Consider the following 15893-nt stretch of genomic DNA (forward strand, 5'->3'; position numbering starts at 1 on the left):
CCCTAAAGGACGGAGATTCCCTCCACGCTGCGCGTGGAACACGCAGGGTTCGGGTGGGTTACCGCTTCGCCGCGCGGTGCCGGGACGAGTCCTGGTCTTACCTGCGCTCCACGGTCGTTGAAGTCCGCCTGTCCGGCGGCCTTGATGTTCTTGGCGGCGTTGATGTCCCGGTCGTGGGCTGCTCCACAGGGGCAGTCCCACGCTCGGACGGCGAGCGCCATCTTGTCGTTGATCCGGCCGCACGCTGAGCACATGCGGGTGGACGGGAAGAACCGGTCCACCCGCGCGAAGGTGCGCCCGTACCGGGCGGCCTTGTACTCCAACATGGCCCTGAACGACGCCCATCCGGCATCGTGCACGGACTTCGCGAGCCGGGTCCGGCCGAGACCGACGACGCACAGATCCTCGACGTACACCGCTTGGTTGTCGCGGATGATCGCCGTGGACAGTTTGTGCTGCCAGTCCCGCCGGGTGTCGGCCACCCGGGCGTGCGCCCGGGCGACCTTCACGACAGCCTTCTTGCGGTTCTGACTGCCCCGCTGTTTGCGGGACAGATCCTGCTGCAACCGCTTGAGCTTGCGAGCCGCGCGGCGCAGGAACTTCGGCGCGGTCACCTTCGCTCCGTCGGACATGACCGCGAAGTGGGTCAGGCCCAGGTCGATCCCGATCTCTGGGTCGACCGGCGGCAACGTCTCGTCCTGGTTGGTCTGCACGACAAACGAGGCCAAGTACCGGCCCGCCGCGTCCCGGATCACCGTGACCGAGCTGGCCTCGGACGGCAGGCTCCGCGACCAGCGCACGTGTAGGTCGCCGATCTTCGGCAGTCGCAGGCGGCCATTGCCGAGAACCGTGAACCGGCTGTTCTTGGTGAAGCGGATGGCCTGCCGGTTGTCCTTGCGGGACCGAAACCGAGGCGGTGCCACCTTGCGACCTTTGCGCTTGCCCGTGACCGAGTTGAACAAGTTGCGGTACGCCACGTTCAGGTCCGCCAGGGCCTGCTGCAACACCACGCTGGACACCTCGCCCAGCCACGCCCGCTGCGGCGTCAGCTTCGCCTCGGTGATCAGACGCCGGGACAGCTCGGCGTCCGAGACGTATTTCTCGCCGTTCTCGCGGGCCCGCTGACGCAGGCGCAGTCCGTCGTTGAACACCACTCGGGCGCACCCGAACGACCGGGCCAGCGCTTCGCGCTGAGCGGCGTCCGGGTACACCCGGTAGTGGTAACGGAGCTGCACACGTGCACTGTACCATTGGTTTATGGCTGAACTCGAAGGCATCCGCACTGGCAGGCACTGCGTGTTCGCCCTGCACGCTCACTTGGTCTTCGTGACGAAGTTTCGACACAGGGTGTTCGGCGATCGGCACCTCGCCCGGATGGAGGAGATCATGCGGGCGGTGTGCGCGGACTTCGAGACCGAGCTGGTCGAGTTCAACGGCGAGAACAACCACGTCCACCTGCTCGTCAACTTCCCGCCCAAGGTCGCCCTGGCGAAGCTGGTCAACAGCCTCAAGGGCGTCTCGTCGCGGCGGATGCGCCAGGAGTTCCCCGACCTCGTGAGGCACTACTACCGGGCCAACAAACTCTGGTCTGGCTCGTACTTCGCAGGCTCCATCGGCGGCCCACCGCTGAGCATCATGAAGCAGTACATCGAGCAGCAGAACCGCCCGGTTTAAGGCACGCTCGGCCCTGGCGGCCCTCCCGCGCGGGCCTTCACCCCCGACCTGAAGGCCGGAGCACTGGCCCGCATTCAGGTAGCAAACAGAACTGCACCACTCAGCGGCCGGCCGCCGGTCAGGACGGCCGGCCGCCGAACGCCCAGTTGTGCACCTCGATGTCGGCGTACCGGTCCAAGGTCAGCACGGCGCGCGCCTCGTCCGCATCCTCCGCCCGGAGCAGCGCCGCCGTACCCAGCCAGGCGGCACCATCGTCGGACAGCAACGGCCCGTACGCGATCAGGTCGTCCCGGTCGCGCTGCGGTGAGAGGTCGAGGGCCTCCCCCGCGCCGAGACCCAGCACCAGATACCGGTTACCACCCGTCCGGCCGCCGGGAAAGTCCCACATGGTGCGCCCCAGCGTGTTGCGCCAGCGGCGCAACAGCACATCGCGGTACGCGCCGGCCTGGTAGTTGGGCTCGTCGAAGGCAAAGGCCCGCGCGGCGGCGGAATCGGGCAGGTCCAGGATGTGCACACTGCCCGTGAGCGTGGCACCGTCGACCGCGAAGGTCGGGCCGCGAGCGATCATTTGCGCCGCGTACCGGTCCATGTACGACCAGTGCTCCTGTAGCAGCTCGCTCCGGAGCGCCGCAGAGCCGCGCCGATCACGGTGGTAGCAGAAGAACTCCATGCCCCAGATCCTGCCGCCGCGCGCCGAGCACCGACGCGGAGGGGTGCCGCCCGGGTCACGTGCCACAGCGCGTTGCGCAGGGGGCAGCAGAGCAAAGGAGCCGATACAGGTATCACCAACAGATCGGCGACGACACCAGCGCCCACCCTGTCTGTCAAACCGGTCCACGCCAGTACGTCACCGACCCACTCCCCCGACAGCCCTCGTCGGTGCCGGTTGCCTCGCCCGATCCCGCGCCAACTGTCAGGCCCACGGAAAGTCGGCTCCACGAGAGAGTGGTTCGGGTTCGTTGCTCTCGGCCAGGGTGTCCACGACCGTGGCGACAGCCGCATCTGGTCCGGGGCGCGTGACTCCCCACAGACGTCAGCGACCTGCTACTCCTCCCTGCGGAACGCCCCCGACACCTCCGACCGCACCGTCCAGCCGAGCGCAAGGTACAGGGCGCGTCCGTCGTCGGTGGCGACGAGGGTTCCGGTGCGCATCCCGCGCCGCGCCGCCTGGTCGCAAAGCGCGCGCATGACGACGCGTCCCAGGCCGCGTCGCCGGTGCGCGGGGTTTGTCTCGACCTGGTCGACGATCCCGAACTCCCCGGCGCGGGCCAGCCGCCCGGAGGCCGCCTTGCGCCCGGCGGCGTCGAGGACGGTCGCCACGACGACCTCGCCCTGAGCGACGATCCGGGTCGTGTACGGCGTGGGCGGCTCGACCGCGCCCGGGGCGAGCGGCGTGCTCATCAGGTAGCCGGCGACGTCCATCGTCCAAGCGTCGGGCAGAGCGGCGCGCAGGCCGGCAGGATCGCCGCTGACCTTGACCCAGGAGCCCGGCGCGGTCAGCGTCCGACCGAGACGCCCCAGCGATTCGGCATCGTAGGTGTGCAGCACGTGACGTACGCGATGGCCCGGCAGGCCCACGTCGACGCGGAAGCCGCCTGGGACCGCAACCGGGGGGCGGGTGCCTCGGGAGACCGCCCAGCCGCGCCCCCAAGCCGTCATCAGCTCGGGCACGGTGTGCGGTGGGCCGGCCACCGCGGGCCGAGTGAGCGTGTCCGGCATGGACGGTCTCCTCCTGGTTGACGTCTCGCATCGCCGAGCTTACTGCAAAGGTGTGGCAACAAGAACGGAGGCGCCGCCTCACCACGACTCCTGTTCCAGGTGACCTACTCGATGCGCTCGGGTGATGCGGACCGGGTCGGCGGCGGCTCAGACCTTGCCCGGGGCCGGAAAGCGGTTCCCGGCAGGTCTTCCGCCTGGCCGTCGAGGTGCCGGGTCGCTCGGCCCCCGGGCGTTCTTGTCGGTCGTCGGCCATAGAGTCACCGGCGTGACGAACACGCAGACGCACACCCTTGCCGCACCCGGTGTCGACCTGGTCTATGACGTGCGCGACCCGCTCCCGGCGTCGGCCGGGCGCCGCACGCTGCTCATGGTCGGCCAGCCGATGACCGCCGAGGGCTTCGGCTCGCTCGCCGCGCACTTCACCGACCGCACGGTTGTCACCTACGACCCCCGCGGCCTGGGCCGCAGCGTCCGTACCGACGGCCGGTCGGACCACACGCCGCAGACCCAGGCGGGCGACCTGCATCTGCTGATCGAGGCGCTCGGCACCGGCCCGGTCGACGTCTTCGCCAGCAGCGGCGGCGCGGTGACGGCGCTCGAACTGGTCGCGTCCCACCCCGGCGACGTCGGCACGCTGGTGGCGCACGAGCCGCCGATCAACGCCGTGCTCCCCGACAACGCCGCCGCCGATCGCGCCCGGGCCGCCTTCCACGAGGCGTACCAGGCGAAGGGCATGGGCGCCGGGATGGCCGCGTTCATGTTGATGACGTCCTGGCAGGGCGAGTTCACCGACGCCTACTTCGCCCAGCCCGCGCCCGACCCGGCGGCGTTCGGCCTGCCGACCGACGACGACGGCACCCGCGACGACCCACTGCTGTCGAAGGCCTCCTGGGCGATCATCGACTACCGCCCCGACGCGCAGGCGCTCACCACGGCACCGACCCGGATCGTGATCGCGGTCGGCGAGGAGACGGCGGGGACGTACACCGCACGTACGGCCGTCGCCACCGCAGCGCTGCTCGGCCAGGAGGCCACCGTGTTCCCCAGTCACCACGGCGGCTTCCTCGGCGGCGACTTCGGCTACGCGGGCAAGCCCGCCGAGTTCGCGGCGCGGCTGCGCGAGGTGCTGGACGCCGGCTGACGGGCGCGGTCCTTCGCGGTGTCCGGCCCACCTAGAGCGCCACGATCGCCGCCGTCTCCGCGAGCAGGTCGATCCGGTCCCGGGTGACCGTGACCCCCTCCCCCGTGGCGAGCAGCACCCGACGCGCCATCCCCGGCAACGTGATCCGCTGCGGCTTGGCCGCCAGGTTCGCGACCACCAGCGTCTCCCCCCGCCGCAGCACCAGGAACTGGTCCCCGTGCCGGACGTCGACCCGGTCCAGCCGAGGATCGGACAGGTCGGGGCAGCTCTTGCGCAGCCCGATGAGCCGCCGGTGGAACTCGTACATCTCGCGGTGTTCGGGTTTGTCCAGCTCGGCCCAGTCGAGCCGGGAACGGGCGAAGGTCTGCGGGTCCTGCGGGTCGGGGACGTCATCCGAGGTCCACCCGTGCGCGGCGAACTCCCGCCTGCGGCCGGTGGCCACGGCGGTCGCCAGCTCCGGCTCGGGGTGGCTGGTGAAGAACTGCCACGGGGTGCTGGCCGCCCACTCCTCCCCCATGAACAGCATCGGGGTAAACGGGGCGGTGAACAGCAGCGTCGCGCCGACCCGGAGCAGCCCCGGGGAGAGGGCGGCGGAGAGTCGGTCGCCGGTGGCCCGGTTGCCGATCTGGTCGTGGTTCTGCAGGTACGCGACGAGGCGGTGGCCGGGGGTGCGCTGCCGGTCCACGGGCCGGCCGTGGCTGCGGTTGCGGAAGCTGGACCAGGTGCCGGCGTGGAAGAAGCCGCCGGTGAGCACCTCGGTGAGGCAGTCCAGGGAGCCGAAGTCGCCGTAGTAGCCCTGCCGTTCGCCGGTGAGCAGGGTGTGCAGGGCGTGGTGGGCGTCGTCGTTCCACTGGGCGTGCAGGCCGAGGCCGCCGGCCTCCCGGGGCGTGATCAGCCGGGGGTCGTTGAGGTCGGACTCGGCGATCAGCGACAGCGGCCGGCCCAGGTGGGTGGCCAGCGAATCGACCTCGGCCGCCAGCTCCTCCAGCAACGGGGTGGCGCGCGAGTCGGGCATGGCGTGCACGGCGTCGAGCCGCAGCCCGTCGACGTGGTAGTCGCGCAGCCACATCAGCACGCTGTCGACGATGTAGCGGCGCACGCCGTCGGAGTGCGGGCCGTCGAGGTTGACGGTCCGGCCCCAGGGGTTGTCCTGCTCGGTGAGGTACGGCGCGAACATCGGCGCGTAGGCCCCGGAGGGCCCGAAATGGTTGTAGACGACGTCGAGGATCACCCCCAGACCCTTGGCGTGGGCGGCGTCGACCAGCCGTTTCAGGCCGTCCGGGCCGCCGTAGGGCTCGTGCGGGGCGTACCAGCAGACCCCGTCGTACCCCCAGTTGTGCTCGCCGTTGAAGGCGTTGACCGGGAGCAGCTCGACCATGTCGACGCCGAGGTCGACGAGGTGGTCGAGGCGACCGATGGCCGCGTCGAAGGTGCCCTCGGGGGTGAACGTGCCGACGTGCAGCTCGTACAGGACGCTGCCGGGCAGTTGCCGGCCGGTCCAGGCGGCGTCGGTCCACTCGAACGCCGCGTGGTCGTAGCGTCGGCTCGGGCCGTGCACCCCCGCCGGCTGCCAGGCCGACCGGGGATCGGGCAGGGCCCGCTCGTCGTCGTCGAGCAGGTAGGCGTAGTCGGTGCCGGGACCGGCGGCGGGCACCTCGACCCGCCACCAGCCGTCGGGGCCGGCGCGCATCTCGTGGTCGGCGTCGCCCGGCAGGCTCAGCCGGACCCGGGCGGCGTTCGGCGCCCACACCGTGAACTCGGTCATGACGCAGCCTCCACGGACTCGTTGGTGGGAGCCAGCAGCGCGACGGAACAGGTGGCCAGCAGGTCGGCCAGCGGGGTCTCCCCGCCACTGTAGACCCGGCCGGTGAACAGGTCGGTCACCTCGTGAACGGGAAGTGACAGCGTGGTGTCCCCCCAGCCGCCGGCGCGGGCCAGCCCGAGCGGCAGCCGGGTGGCGACCGCGACCGCGCCGCCCCGGTCGAAGGCGAGCGCGTGCGCGGCGGCCGGCCCGTGGGCCGGCACCGGCCGGTAGCCGGTGAACAGCTCCGGGCGGTCGTGGCGCAGCCGCAGGGTCCGCGAGACCACGAGCAGCTTCGCCGCGCCGTCGGCGTCCACCGCCGGCTGCCAGCCGGCGTCGAGGCGGGCCAGCAGCTCCCGGCGTACGGCGAAGTCGACCGGGCGGCGGTTGTCCGGATCGACGAGGGAGTTGTCCCACAGCTCGGTGCCCTGGTAGGTGTCGGGCACCCCGGGCATGGCGAGCTGGACGAGCTTCTGCCCCAGCGAGTTGGACCAGCCGGCCGGGGTGATCTCGGCGGCGAACGCGGTCAGCTCGGCGTGCAGCTCCGGGTGGTCGTACATCCGGTCGATCACGGCGTGCATGGCGTGCTCGAAGCCGGGGTCAGGGTCGGCCCAGCTCGTGGCGACCGACGCCTCCCGGGCGGCCTTCTCGGCGTACGCGTGCAGTCGCTCCCGCTCGATCGGCCACGCCCCGACGGCGGTCTGCCAGAGCAGGTGGGCGAATGCCGGGTCGGCCAGCGGCGCGGCGGCGGTCCACCGGGTGACCAGCTCGGCCCAGCGCTCGGGCAGCTCGGACAGCACCGCGAGCCGGGCCCGGACGTCCTCGCCGCGCTTCGTGTCGTGGGTGGACAGGGTGGTCATCGCCGCCGGCCAGCGGGCCTGTCGGGCGGCGGCGAACCGGTGGAACTCGGCCGGCGGGGTGCCGAAGTGGGCGGGGCTGCCGCCGACCTCGTTGAGGGCGACGAACCGGCTCCACCGGTAGTAGGCGGTGTCCTCGACGCCCTTGGCCATCACCGCGCCGGACAGCTGCGGGAACCGCTGCCCCAGTTCGTCGTCGGGGTCGCGCAGCCGGCGGGTGACCGCGTCGAGGGCGGCGGTCAGGTCGGGGCGGCGCCGGCCGGCCTCGGCGCGGGCGGCGGCCAGGTGCCGGGCGCCGTGCGGCGGGTACCCCCGGTAGACCGGGAAGCACGCGGCCAACTCGGCGAGGGCCGCCCGGGCCTCGGCCGGCTCCAGCTCGGGGGCCAGCGCGGCGAGCCGGGTCAGCTCGGCGGCGAGCAGCCGGGTGGCCGCCTCCAGCTTGGTGTCGTGGGTGAGGTCCGGCCAGGGAATGTGCCGCCCGGTCAGCCGGGCGTCCAGGGCGGTGAAGTCGCCCTCGGCGGCCCCGTCGACGAAGAGGCCGCAGACGGGCGCGAGGGCGTCGTAGCCGGTGGTGCCGTCCACCGGCCAGTCGGGCAGCTCCTCGCCGTACTCCAGGATCTTCTCCACCAGCAGCCACGCGTCGGGGGCGGCGGCGCGCAGCCGGGCCAGGTAGCCGGCCGGGTCGCGCAGCCCGTCGGGGTGGTCGACCCGGATGCCGTCGACCTCGCCGGCCGCCGCCCAGCGCAGCACCTCCGCGTGGGTGGCGGCGAACACCTCCGGGTCCTCCACCCGCAGGCCGGCCAGGTCGGACACGGCGAAGAACCGGCGGTACGTCAGCTCGCGGTCCCCGCGCCGCCAGGAGACCAGCTCGTAGTGCTGCCGGTCGTGCACCTCGCGGGCGGTCCCGCCGCCGGTGCCCTCGGTGTCGCCGGTCCCGTCGGCGGTGTCGTCGGCGATCGGGAAGCGGTGTTCGTGGTAGCGCAGCTCCCCGTCGACGACCTTGAGGTCGTCGAGGGCGTGCGGGGCGTCGGCGAGCACCGGCAGCAGCAGCCGGCCCCGGTCCCAGTCGATGTCGAACCAGTTCGCGTACGCCGAGGCGCGGCCCCGGCGCAGCACGTCCCACCAGGCGGGGTTGGCCGCCGGCTGGGCCACCCCGGCGTGGTTGGGCACGATGTCGACGACCAGGCCGAGCCCGGCCGCCCGCAGCGCCCGGACCAGCCGCACCCGGCCGGCCTCGCCGCCCAGCTCGGGGTTGACGGCCCGGTGGTCGACCACGTCGTAGCCGTGCGCCGAGCCGGGGGTGGCGGTGAGCAGGGGCGCGCTGTAGAGATGGGTGACGCCGAGGTCGGCCAGGTAGCCGGCGAGGCCGGCGGTGGCGTCGAGGTCGAAGCCGGGGCGGACCTGCACCCGGTAGGTCGCACCGGAACGTGGGCCGTCGGGCATGGTCAGACCATCCTCTCCAGGACCACCAGGGAGCGGTCCGGGACACAGACGGTGCCGCCCGCCTCGACGAGGGTCGGCTTGTCCGGTTCCGGATCCGCGGTGCTGATCACCAGCTCCCACCGCTGGCCGAACTCCTCCCCGGGCAGCGTGAAGTCCAGCGCGGCGTCGTGGGCGTTGAAGCAGAGCAGGAAAGAGGTGTCCCGGTGGCGCTGGCCGTACTGGCCGCGCTCGGGGATGCCGTCGCCGTTGACGAACAGTGCCACCGAGCGGCCGAAGTCGTTGCCCCAGTCCTCGCCGGTCATCTCCCGACCGTCGGGGGTGTACCAGGCCAGGTCGGGCAGGCCCGAGCCGGCGGCCCGGCCGCCCACCGGCAGGCCGGTGAAGAACCGGCGGCGGCGGAACACCTGGTGGCTGCGGCGGAACTCGACCAGCCGCCGGACGAAGCCCAGCAGCGCCTCGTCGGCGTCGTCCCAGTCGACCCAGGCCAGCTCGCTGTCCTGGCAGTACGCGTTGTTGTTGCCGCGCTGGGTGCGGCCCAGCTCGTCGCCGTGGCCGATCATCGGCACGCCCTGGGAGAGGAGCAGGGTGGCCAGGAAGTTGCGCCGCTGCCGCTGCCGCAGGGCCAGCGCGCCCGGGTCGTCGGTCTCCCCCTCCACGCCGCAGTTCCAGGACCGGTTGTGGCCCTCGCCGTCGCGGTTCTCCTCGCCGTTGGCCTCGTTGTGCTTGTCGTTGTACGACACCAGGTCGTTGAGGGTGAACCCGTCGTGGCAGGTGACGAAGTTGATGCTGTGGAACGGGCGGCGGCCGTCGTCCTGGTACAGGTCGGCGGAGCCGGAGATCCGGGAGGCGAACTCGGCGAGGGTGGCCGGCTCGCCGCGCCAGAAGTCCCGCACCGTGTCGCGGTACTTGCCGTTCCACTCGGTCCACACCGGCGGGAAGTTGCCCACCTGGTAGCCGCCGGGGCCGACGTCCCACGGCTCGGCGATCAGCTTCACCTGGCTGACCACCGGGTCCTGCTGGACCACCTCGAAGAAGGTGGACAGGCGGTCCACCTCGTAGAACTCGCGGGCCAGGGTGGCCGCGAGGTCGAACCGGAAGCCGTCGACGTGCATCTCGGTCACCCAGTAGCGCAGCGAGTCCATGATCAGTTGGAGCGAGTGGGGGCTGCGCACGTTGAGGCTGTTGCCGGTGCCGGTGTAGTCGACGAAGTACCGCCGATCTTCCTCGGAGAGCCGGTAGTAGCTGGGGTTGTCGACGCCCTTGAAGCTCAGCGACGGGCCGAGGTGGTTGCCTTCGGCGGTGTGGTTGTAGACCACGTCGAGGATGACCTCGATGCCGGCCGCGTGCAGCGCCCTGACCATGCCCCGGAACTCCTGCACCTGCTGGCCGAGGTGGCCCAGCGCGGAGTAGCCGTGGTGCGGGGCGAAGAAGCCGATGGTGTTGTAGCCCCAGTAGTTGCGCATCCCCAGGTCGGCCAGCCGGTGGTCGTGCACGAACTGGTGCACCGGCATCAGCTCGACGGCGGTGATCCCGAGCTGCTGGAAGTACTCGATCATGACCGGGGAGGCGATCGCCGCGTACGTGCCGCGCAGCTCGTCCGGGATGCCGGGGTGACGCATGGTCAGCCCGCGCACGTGGGCCTCGTAGATCACCGAGTGGTGGTACGGGGTGCGCGGCGGCCTGTCGTTGCCCCAGTCGAAGTACGGGTTCACCACCACCGACTTGGGCATGAACGGCGCCGAGTCGGTCTCGGACATCCGGTCCGGGTCGCCCAGTTCGTAGTCGTAGACGGCCGCGTCCCACTGCACGTCCCCGTCCACCGCCTTGGCGTACGGGTCGAGCAGGAGCTTGTGCGGGTTGCAGTGCAGCCCGTCGGCCGGGTCCCACGGGCCGTGGACCCGGTAGCCGTACCGCTGCCCCGGTTCGATGCCGGGGATGTACGCGTGCCAGACGTACGCGTCGACCTCGCGCAGCTCGACGCGGCGCTCCGCCCCGGTGTCCCACTCGTCGAACAGGCAGAGCTCGACCCGCTCGGCCACCTCCGAGAAGATCGCGAAGTTGGTGCCCATCCCGTCGTAGGTCGCCCCCAGGGGGTACCGCTCGCCCGGCCAGACCTGCATGTCGCTCCTCAGCCCATGATGATGAGCGCCCCTGCCGGGCGGCCCGGCCGAGTGCGCACGCCGCTAATGCCCCGCCGCCCGTCCACCCAATCCACCATTTCGTGCCGTAACCAAAATCCACCCTCCTGATACCAGCCGTCCGTTTGGGTGGCGTCCGTCACGTTGGGCCCTCTCAGGATGCGGTTCGGCCCCGGATGCCCTTTCCTTGATGCGGAGGCGTGCGCCTCGCGTGCGCCACCACTTGGCCCTCGGCCACCCCCACCACTTTCCTCTTCGCCGCCACCGTTGCCGGCGCGTTCCACCATGCATGGACGGAGTTTGATGTGACGACCCTGCGGGCCGGCGAGCAGACCGCCACGGACCGGACCTGCCGGCCCGTGCCCACCTCCCGGCCGTTGATCCCCCAGTCCGCCGGGGCCGGGGTGCCCCCGCAGACCCGCCGCATCCTGATGCTGTCCTGGGAGTACCCGCCGGTGCTCGTCGGCGGCCTCGGCCGCCACGTCCACGCCCTCTCCGTCGCCCTCGCCGCCGCCGGCCACGAAGTCACCGTCATCACCCGCCACACCCACGGCGCACCCCTCGAGGAGTACGCCGACGGCGTACGCATCCTCCGCGCCGCCGAAGACCCCGTCACCTTCCCCCTCGCCACCGGCAGCCTCCTCGCCTGGACCATGGCCTTCAACCACACCCTCACCCGCGCCGCCCTACGCGCCACCGAATCCGGCACCTACGACCTCATCCACGCCCACGACTGGCTCGTCGCCCACACCGCCATCACCCTCCGAGACCACCTCGACATCCCCCTCGTCACCACCATCCACGCCACCGAAGCAGGCCGACACCAAGGCTGGCTCCCCGAGGAGATGAACCGCACCATCCACGGCGTCGAACACTGGATCAGCGGCGAATCCAACCGGGTGATCGCCTGCTCGCGGTACATGCGCGACGAGGTCGGTGCGCTCTTCGGCGTGCCCACCAGCCGGGTCGACGTGGTGCCGAACGGCGTCGAGCCGCACCGCTGGAAGGTGCCGGCCTCGGCGGTCACCTCGGCCCGGGCCCGGTTCGCCGGGGACGGCCCGCTGGTCACCTTCGCCGGCCGGCTGGTGTACGAGAAGGGCGTGCAACACCTGCTCGCCGGGCTGCCCCGGCTGCGCGAGCGGCACCCCGGGCTGCGCGCGGTCATCGTCGGCGACGGGCCGTACAAGGCTGCCCTGGAGGCCGAGGTACGCCGGCTCGGCCTCGGCGACACGGTCAGCATGCCGGGCTTCCTCGGCGGCACCGACCTGCCCGCCGTGATGGCCGCCTCGGACTGCTTCGCGGTGCCGAGCATCTACGAGCCGTTCGGCATGGTGGCCCTGGAGGGGGCCGCGGCCGGGGCACCCCTGGCCGTCGCCGCGACCGGCGGGCTCGCCGAGATCGTCGAGCCGGGCGTCACCGGAATGACCTTCGCCCCGCAGGACCCGGACGGGCTGACCGAGGCGGTGCACGCCCTGCTCTCGGACCGGGAACGCGCCCGGGCGCTGGCCCGCCGGGCCCGCGTCATGGCACACGAGCAGTACGGCTGGGCGGCCATCGCGCGCCGCACCGCCGCCACGTACGCGGCAGCGATCGCCAAGGCCCCGGCGTTCACCGCGGAGCGCGCCGAGCGCCGGATGACCGAGGGCCGCTCCCCGGCACACATCACCGAGGGCAACCTCCTCGCCGCCGCCGGCCTGCGCTGACCCTGAGCATGGCGAGGTCGGTTGGCACAAGCACACCCACACCGCCGCGGTCCTCGCGGCGCGGTACGCGACCGTCACGGCCGACCCGGACGGTTACGCCGAGTTGCTGGCCTTGACCAAGCGGCACTCAGGGCTACGGGCCCTGGCGGAGCTGGACCACCTGCAGCGCGAAGAGGCGCTGGACCTCCGTCTCGGTCAGTGCTCCCTGGTACAGGTGGAGGTCGTCGACCAGCCCGTACAGCCAGCCGGTCGGCCCGGCCGGCGTGGTCGACCGGCCGACGAGCAGCGGACCCATCGCCTGCCAGGGATGCCAGGCGGGGTTCAGCCCGACCACCCCGGCCGGCGTCCCGTCGACGTGGAGGCGCAGGCGCCGCTGCGTCGCGTCTAGGACGACCACGAGATGGTGCCACTGGCCCGGGGCGGGGGCCGGCGCGGTGGCGTGGGTGGCGGTCGGGTCGTCCGCGCCGGTCGGGGCGGCCAGCACCGTGGCCTCCCACCGGCCGCCGTCCTCCGGCCGGTAGGACAGCCACAGGGCACTGCGGTCGGCCGCGTCCTGGGCGAGCACCGTCTGCGTCCCCCGCGTCGGGTCCAGCCGGACCCAGGTCGAGAGCGTAAACGACTGGTCGGTTCGCAGCACCGGGACGTCCTGGCCGACGGAGGTCTCCGGATCGACGACGTCCGACTGGGTCCGGCCGTACTCCTCGGTGGCCTCGCCGTAGTGGGGGTCGGACGGGTCCTCGGCCCAGTGGGTGCCGTCCAGTTCGAGGGCGTTGCCCCGTTGTCCCCCGGCCACGTTGGCGCCCTTGGTCAGACCGAGCCGGCGACCGAACAGGCTGCTGTCCCCGGCTTGGCAGAGGTCCGCGCTGAGGTTCTCCTCGTAGCACGGTATCGCCAGCTCGAACGCCCACATGCCCACCAGGACCGGCCGGAGCAGGCCGGGCTCGTCGAAGCCGCCGGAGGCGAGCCAGCCGGTGAAGTCCTGGTCGACCAGGGCCCTGTCGTACACCCGCACGTCGGCGAGGTTGCCCTGCCACCAGGAGTTGTCGCCGCGGCCCAGCCGGACCTGCCCGGACGGGTCGTCGACGGCCGTCACACCGGTGACGGTCGTCTCCGCCACCCCGTCGACCCGCAGGGTGAGGGTGTGGGCGGTGGCGTCGTGTACCACCGCGAGGTGGGTCCAGAGCCCGATCCGGGGCGCCGAGGCGGACCGGGCGACCGACCACTTGGCGCCCTTTCCGGTTTTCGACGGCATCCGTACCTGCCACCGGTCGGCACGCCGGTCGTAGCCGACGGAGAGCGTGGCGTGCCCGGGGCCCGCCTTGCTGGCGAACACCCGGCTGACGGTGGTGTCGGTGAGCCGCACCCAGGTCGCCAGGGAGAAGGTGCCGGCCGTGTTCAGAGCCGAGGGCGACGCCGTCAGGTATGACGAGGTGCCGTCGAACGCGACCACCTGGCCGCCGAGCAGCCGGGCGTCGTCCTGCCAGGAGATGCCGGAACCGGTCAGCGGGGTGTCGCCGCCGAGCGCTGGCTGGCGGTCGTCGAGCGCCTGTGCCTGCGTCACCCCCGGATACGACTCCAGGCCCCAGAGCGCCGTTGCCGGGGCCAGCGGGGCGAGGGCAGCGGCGGGCGTCGCGTACGCCGTGATGGAGCTGGCGAGGGGCAGCAGCGCGACGGCGCAGACGGTGGTCAGGCGCAGCGCGCCTCTGCGGGCCGGCGGCCGGGCGGGTCCGGGCACGGAACTTTCCTTGGTCATGAAGTTTTCCCCAGTGACGGCTGTCGGAAGAATCCGGCAATGCATCGACGAGCGCCTTGCCGGATCGCTCGCACAGTGTCACAGGACGACGACCGCTCCGCTACCGGAATTCGTCGCCCCGCCCACCACCCCGGCAGGAGTGGGCGGGCCAGGTTGGTGGGCGGGGCGGGAAACACCGAACGGACCGCCCACCCCGGATGGGGTCGGCGGCCCGTTCTGGTCGGGGAGCTGCGGGTCAGCGCTCCGTGAGGGGGGCGTAGTCCCGCGCGGGGGACCCGGTGTAGAGCTGCCGGGGGCGGCAGATCTTGGTCTCCGGGTCGTTGATCATCTCGCGCCACTGGGCGATCCAGCCGGGGAGCCGGCCGAGGGCGAAGAGCACGGTGAACATCTTCGTCGGGAAGCCCATGGCCTTGTAGATCAGGCCGGTGTAGAAGTCCACGTTCGGGTAGAGCCGGCGGGACACGAAGAAGTCGTCGGCGAGGGCGATCTCCTCCAGCTGCATCGCGATGTCGAGCAGCGGGTCCGGCTTGGCCATCCGGCCGAGCACGTCCTGGGCGGCCTTCTTCACGATGGCGGCGCGCGGGTCGTAGTTCTTGTAGACCCGGTGACCGAAGCCCATCAGCTTCACGCCGTCCTGCTTGTCCTTGACCTTGCGGACGAAGGACGCGACGTCGCCGCCGTCGACCTGGATCTTCTGCAGCATCTCCAGCACGGCCTGGTTGGCGCCGCCGTGCAGGGGCCCGAAGAGCGCGTTCACGCCCGCCGAGACCGAGGCGAAGAGGTTGGCGTTGCTGGAGCCGACCAGCCGCACGGTCGACGTGGAGCAGTTCTGCTCGTGGTCGGCGTGCAGGACGAAGAGCATGTCCAGCACCTTGGCCATCACCGGGTCGACCTCGTACGGCTCCGCCGGCACGCCGAACGTCCCCCGCAGGAAGTTCTCCACGTAGCCCAGCGAGTTGTCCGGGTACAGCAGCGGCTGCCCGATGGACTTCTTGTAGGCGTACGCGGCGATGGTGGGGACCTTCGCCATCAGCCGGACCGTGGACATCTCGACGTGGGCGGGGTCGAACGGGTCCAGGCTGTCCTGGTAGAAGGTCGAGATGGCGCTGACGGCCGACGAGAGCACGGCCATCGGGTGCGCGTCGCGCGGGAAGCCGTCGAAGAACCGGCGCATCTCCTCGTGCAGCAGCGAGTGCCGCGAGATCCGCTCGCTGAACTCGGTCAGCTCCTGCTGGCCGGGCAGCTCCCCGTAGATCAACAGGTAGGAGACCTCCAGGAAGGAGGACTTCTCGGCCAGCTGCTCGATCGGGTAGCCCCGGTACCGCAGGATGCCCGCGTCGCCGTCGATGTAGGTGATCGCGGAGGAGCAGGCCGCGGTGTTGACGAAACCGGGATCGTACGTGGTCATCCCGGTTTCCTTGAGAAGCTTGCTCACGCCGATGCCGGCGGGGCCCTCGACCGCCGAGTGCACCGGCATCGACAGCTGCCCACCGGGGTGATCGAGCTTGACTTCCGTCATGTGGTTCCTCGCTTCGCCGGCAGATCTACGTTGAAATTGCCTTCACATTTACCGTAAACACGGTTGCGGGAACACCGCTCGCCGTGGTTCGGCGGTGAGGTATGCGTCACCCGATTCCCGGCCGGCAGGCGGGGAAACCCGGCGG

Annotated in this window: 11 protein-coding genes; 3 read left to right on the plus strand and 8 right to left on the minus strand. The window is 71.7% G+C overall.

Annotated features, from left to right (window positions below; translation table 11 throughout):
* Positions 1 to 2: 2 nt before the first annotated feature.
* A complete protein-coding gene (locus tag GVV04_RS19725; protein ID WP_161689564.1) occupies positions 3 to 1235 on the minus strand; it encodes an RNA-guided endonuclease InsQ/TnpB family protein in 1233 nt (410 codons plus the stop codon).
* Positions 1236 to 1257: 22 nt separating this feature from the next.
* On the opposite strand from GVV04_RS19725, the gene tnpA reads away from it, so the two are divergent.
* Complete coding sequence (gene tnpA, locus GVV04_RS19730) at positions 1258 to 1674, plus strand: IS200/IS605 family transposase (RefSeq protein WP_161689565.1); 417 nt, start codon at positions 1258 to 1260, stop codon at positions 1672 to 1674.
* A gap of 118 nt (positions 1675 to 1792) precedes the next feature.
* On the opposite strand, the gene GVV04_RS19735 is transcribed toward tnpA, so the two are convergent.
* Positions 1793 to 2344, minus strand: coding sequence for a YciI family protein (locus GVV04_RS19735; RefSeq protein ID WP_161689566.1), 552 nt, complete (start codon positions 2342 to 2344; stop codon positions 1793 to 1795).
* A gap of 374 nt (positions 2345 to 2718) precedes the next feature.
* Positions 2719 to 3393: a GNAT family N-acetyltransferase gene (locus GVV04_RS19740; protein ID WP_161689567.1), complete on the minus strand. Its 675-nt coding sequence runs from the start codon at positions 3391 to 3393 to the stop codon at positions 2719 to 2721.
* Positions 3394 to 3658: 265 nt separating this feature from the next.
* Between GVV04_RS19740 and GVV04_RS19745 the strand changes: the two genes are divergently transcribed.
* Entirely contained in the window at positions 3659 to 4534 is an 876-nt protein-coding gene (locus tag GVV04_RS19745) for an alpha/beta fold hydrolase (RefSeq protein WP_161689568.1), read from the plus strand.
* 31 nt (positions 4535 to 4565) lie between these two features.
* Here the strand turns inward: GVV04_RS19745 and treZ are convergent, their stop codons facing one another.
* The 3 genes from treZ to glgX are packed head-to-tail and all read right to left on the minus strand — an operon-like array spanning position 4566 to position 10755.
* Complete coding sequence (gene treZ / locus GVV04_RS19750) at positions 4566 to 6299, minus strand: malto-oligosyltrehalose trehalohydrolase (protein ID WP_161689569.1); 1734 nt, start codon at positions 6297 to 6299, stop codon at positions 4566 to 4568.
* Complete coding sequence (gene treY, locus GVV04_RS19755; RefSeq protein ID WP_161689570.1) at positions 6296 to 8635, minus strand: malto-oligosyltrehalose synthase; 2340 nt, start codon at positions 8633 to 8635, stop codon at positions 6296 to 6298. The genes treZ and treY overlap by 4 nt, the downstream gene beginning before the upstream one ends.
* A gap of 2 nt (positions 8636 to 8637) precedes the next feature.
* On the minus strand, positions 8638 to 10755 hold the full coding sequence (gene glgX / locus GVV04_RS19760) for a glycogen debranching protein GlgX (protein WP_161689571.1): 2118 nt from the start codon (positions 10753 to 10755) through the stop codon (positions 8638 to 8640).
* A 323-nt stretch (positions 10756 to 11078) separates the two neighbouring features.
* Between glgX and GVV04_RS19765 the strand changes: the two genes are divergently transcribed.
* Complete coding sequence (locus GVV04_RS19765) at positions 11079 to 12476, plus strand: glycosyltransferase family 4 protein (RefSeq protein WP_161689572.1); 1398 nt, start codon at positions 11079 to 11081, stop codon at positions 12474 to 12476.
* Between the two features lie 133 nt (positions 12477 to 12609).
* On the opposite strand, the gene GVV04_RS19770 is transcribed toward GVV04_RS19765, so the two are convergent.
* Positions 12610 to 14229, minus strand: a complete 1620-nt coding sequence (locus GVV04_RS19770) for a LamG domain-containing protein (RefSeq protein ID WP_161689573.1) — start codon at positions 14227 to 14229, stop codon at positions 12610 to 12612.
* Positions 14230 to 14464: 235 nt separating this feature from the next.
* Entirely contained in the window at positions 14465 to 15748 is a 1284-nt protein-coding gene (locus GVV04_RS19775) for a citrate synthase (protein WP_161689574.1), read from the minus strand.
* Positions 15749 to 15893: the final 145 nt, after the last annotated feature.

This window comes from Micromonospora rubida, from assembly GCF_009908295.1.
In the GTDB taxonomy this organism is placed as follows: Bacteria; Actinomycetota; Actinomycetes; order Mycobacteriales; family Micromonosporaceae; genus Micromonospora; species Micromonospora rubida.

Bases quoted from the DNA above. Each gene is read 5' to 3' on its own strand.
- tnpA (WP_161689565.1), top strand. From the start codon at position 1,258: ATGGCTGAACTCGAAGGCATCCGCACTGGCAGGCACTGCGTGTTCGCC.
- GVV04_RS19735 (WP_161689566.1), bottom strand. From the start codon at position 2,344: ATGGAGTTCTTCTGCTACCACCGTGATCGGCGCGGCTCTGCGGCGCTC.
- GVV04_RS19740 (WP_161689567.1), bottom strand. From the start codon at position 3,393: ATGCCGGACACGCTCACTCGGCCCGCGGTGGCCGGCCCACCGCACACC.
- treZ (WP_161689569.1), bottom strand. From the start codon at position 6,299: ATGACCGAGTTCACGGTGTGGGCGCCGAACGCCGCCCGGGTCCGGCTG.
- treY (WP_161689570.1), bottom strand. From the start codon at position 8,635: ATGCCCGACGGCCCACGTTCCGGTGCGACCTACCGGGTGCAGGTCCGC.
- glgX (WP_161689571.1), bottom strand. From the start codon at position 10,755: ATGCAGGTCTGGCCGGGCGAGCGGTACCCCCTGGGGGCGACCTACGAC.
- GVV04_RS19770 (WP_161689573.1), bottom strand. From the start codon at position 14,229: ATGACCAAGGAAAGTTCCGTGCCCGGACCCGCCCGGCCGCCGGCCCGC.
- GVV04_RS19775 (WP_161689574.1), bottom strand. From the start codon at position 15,748: ATGACGGAAGTCAAGCTCGATCACCCCGGTGGGCAGCTGTCGATGCCG.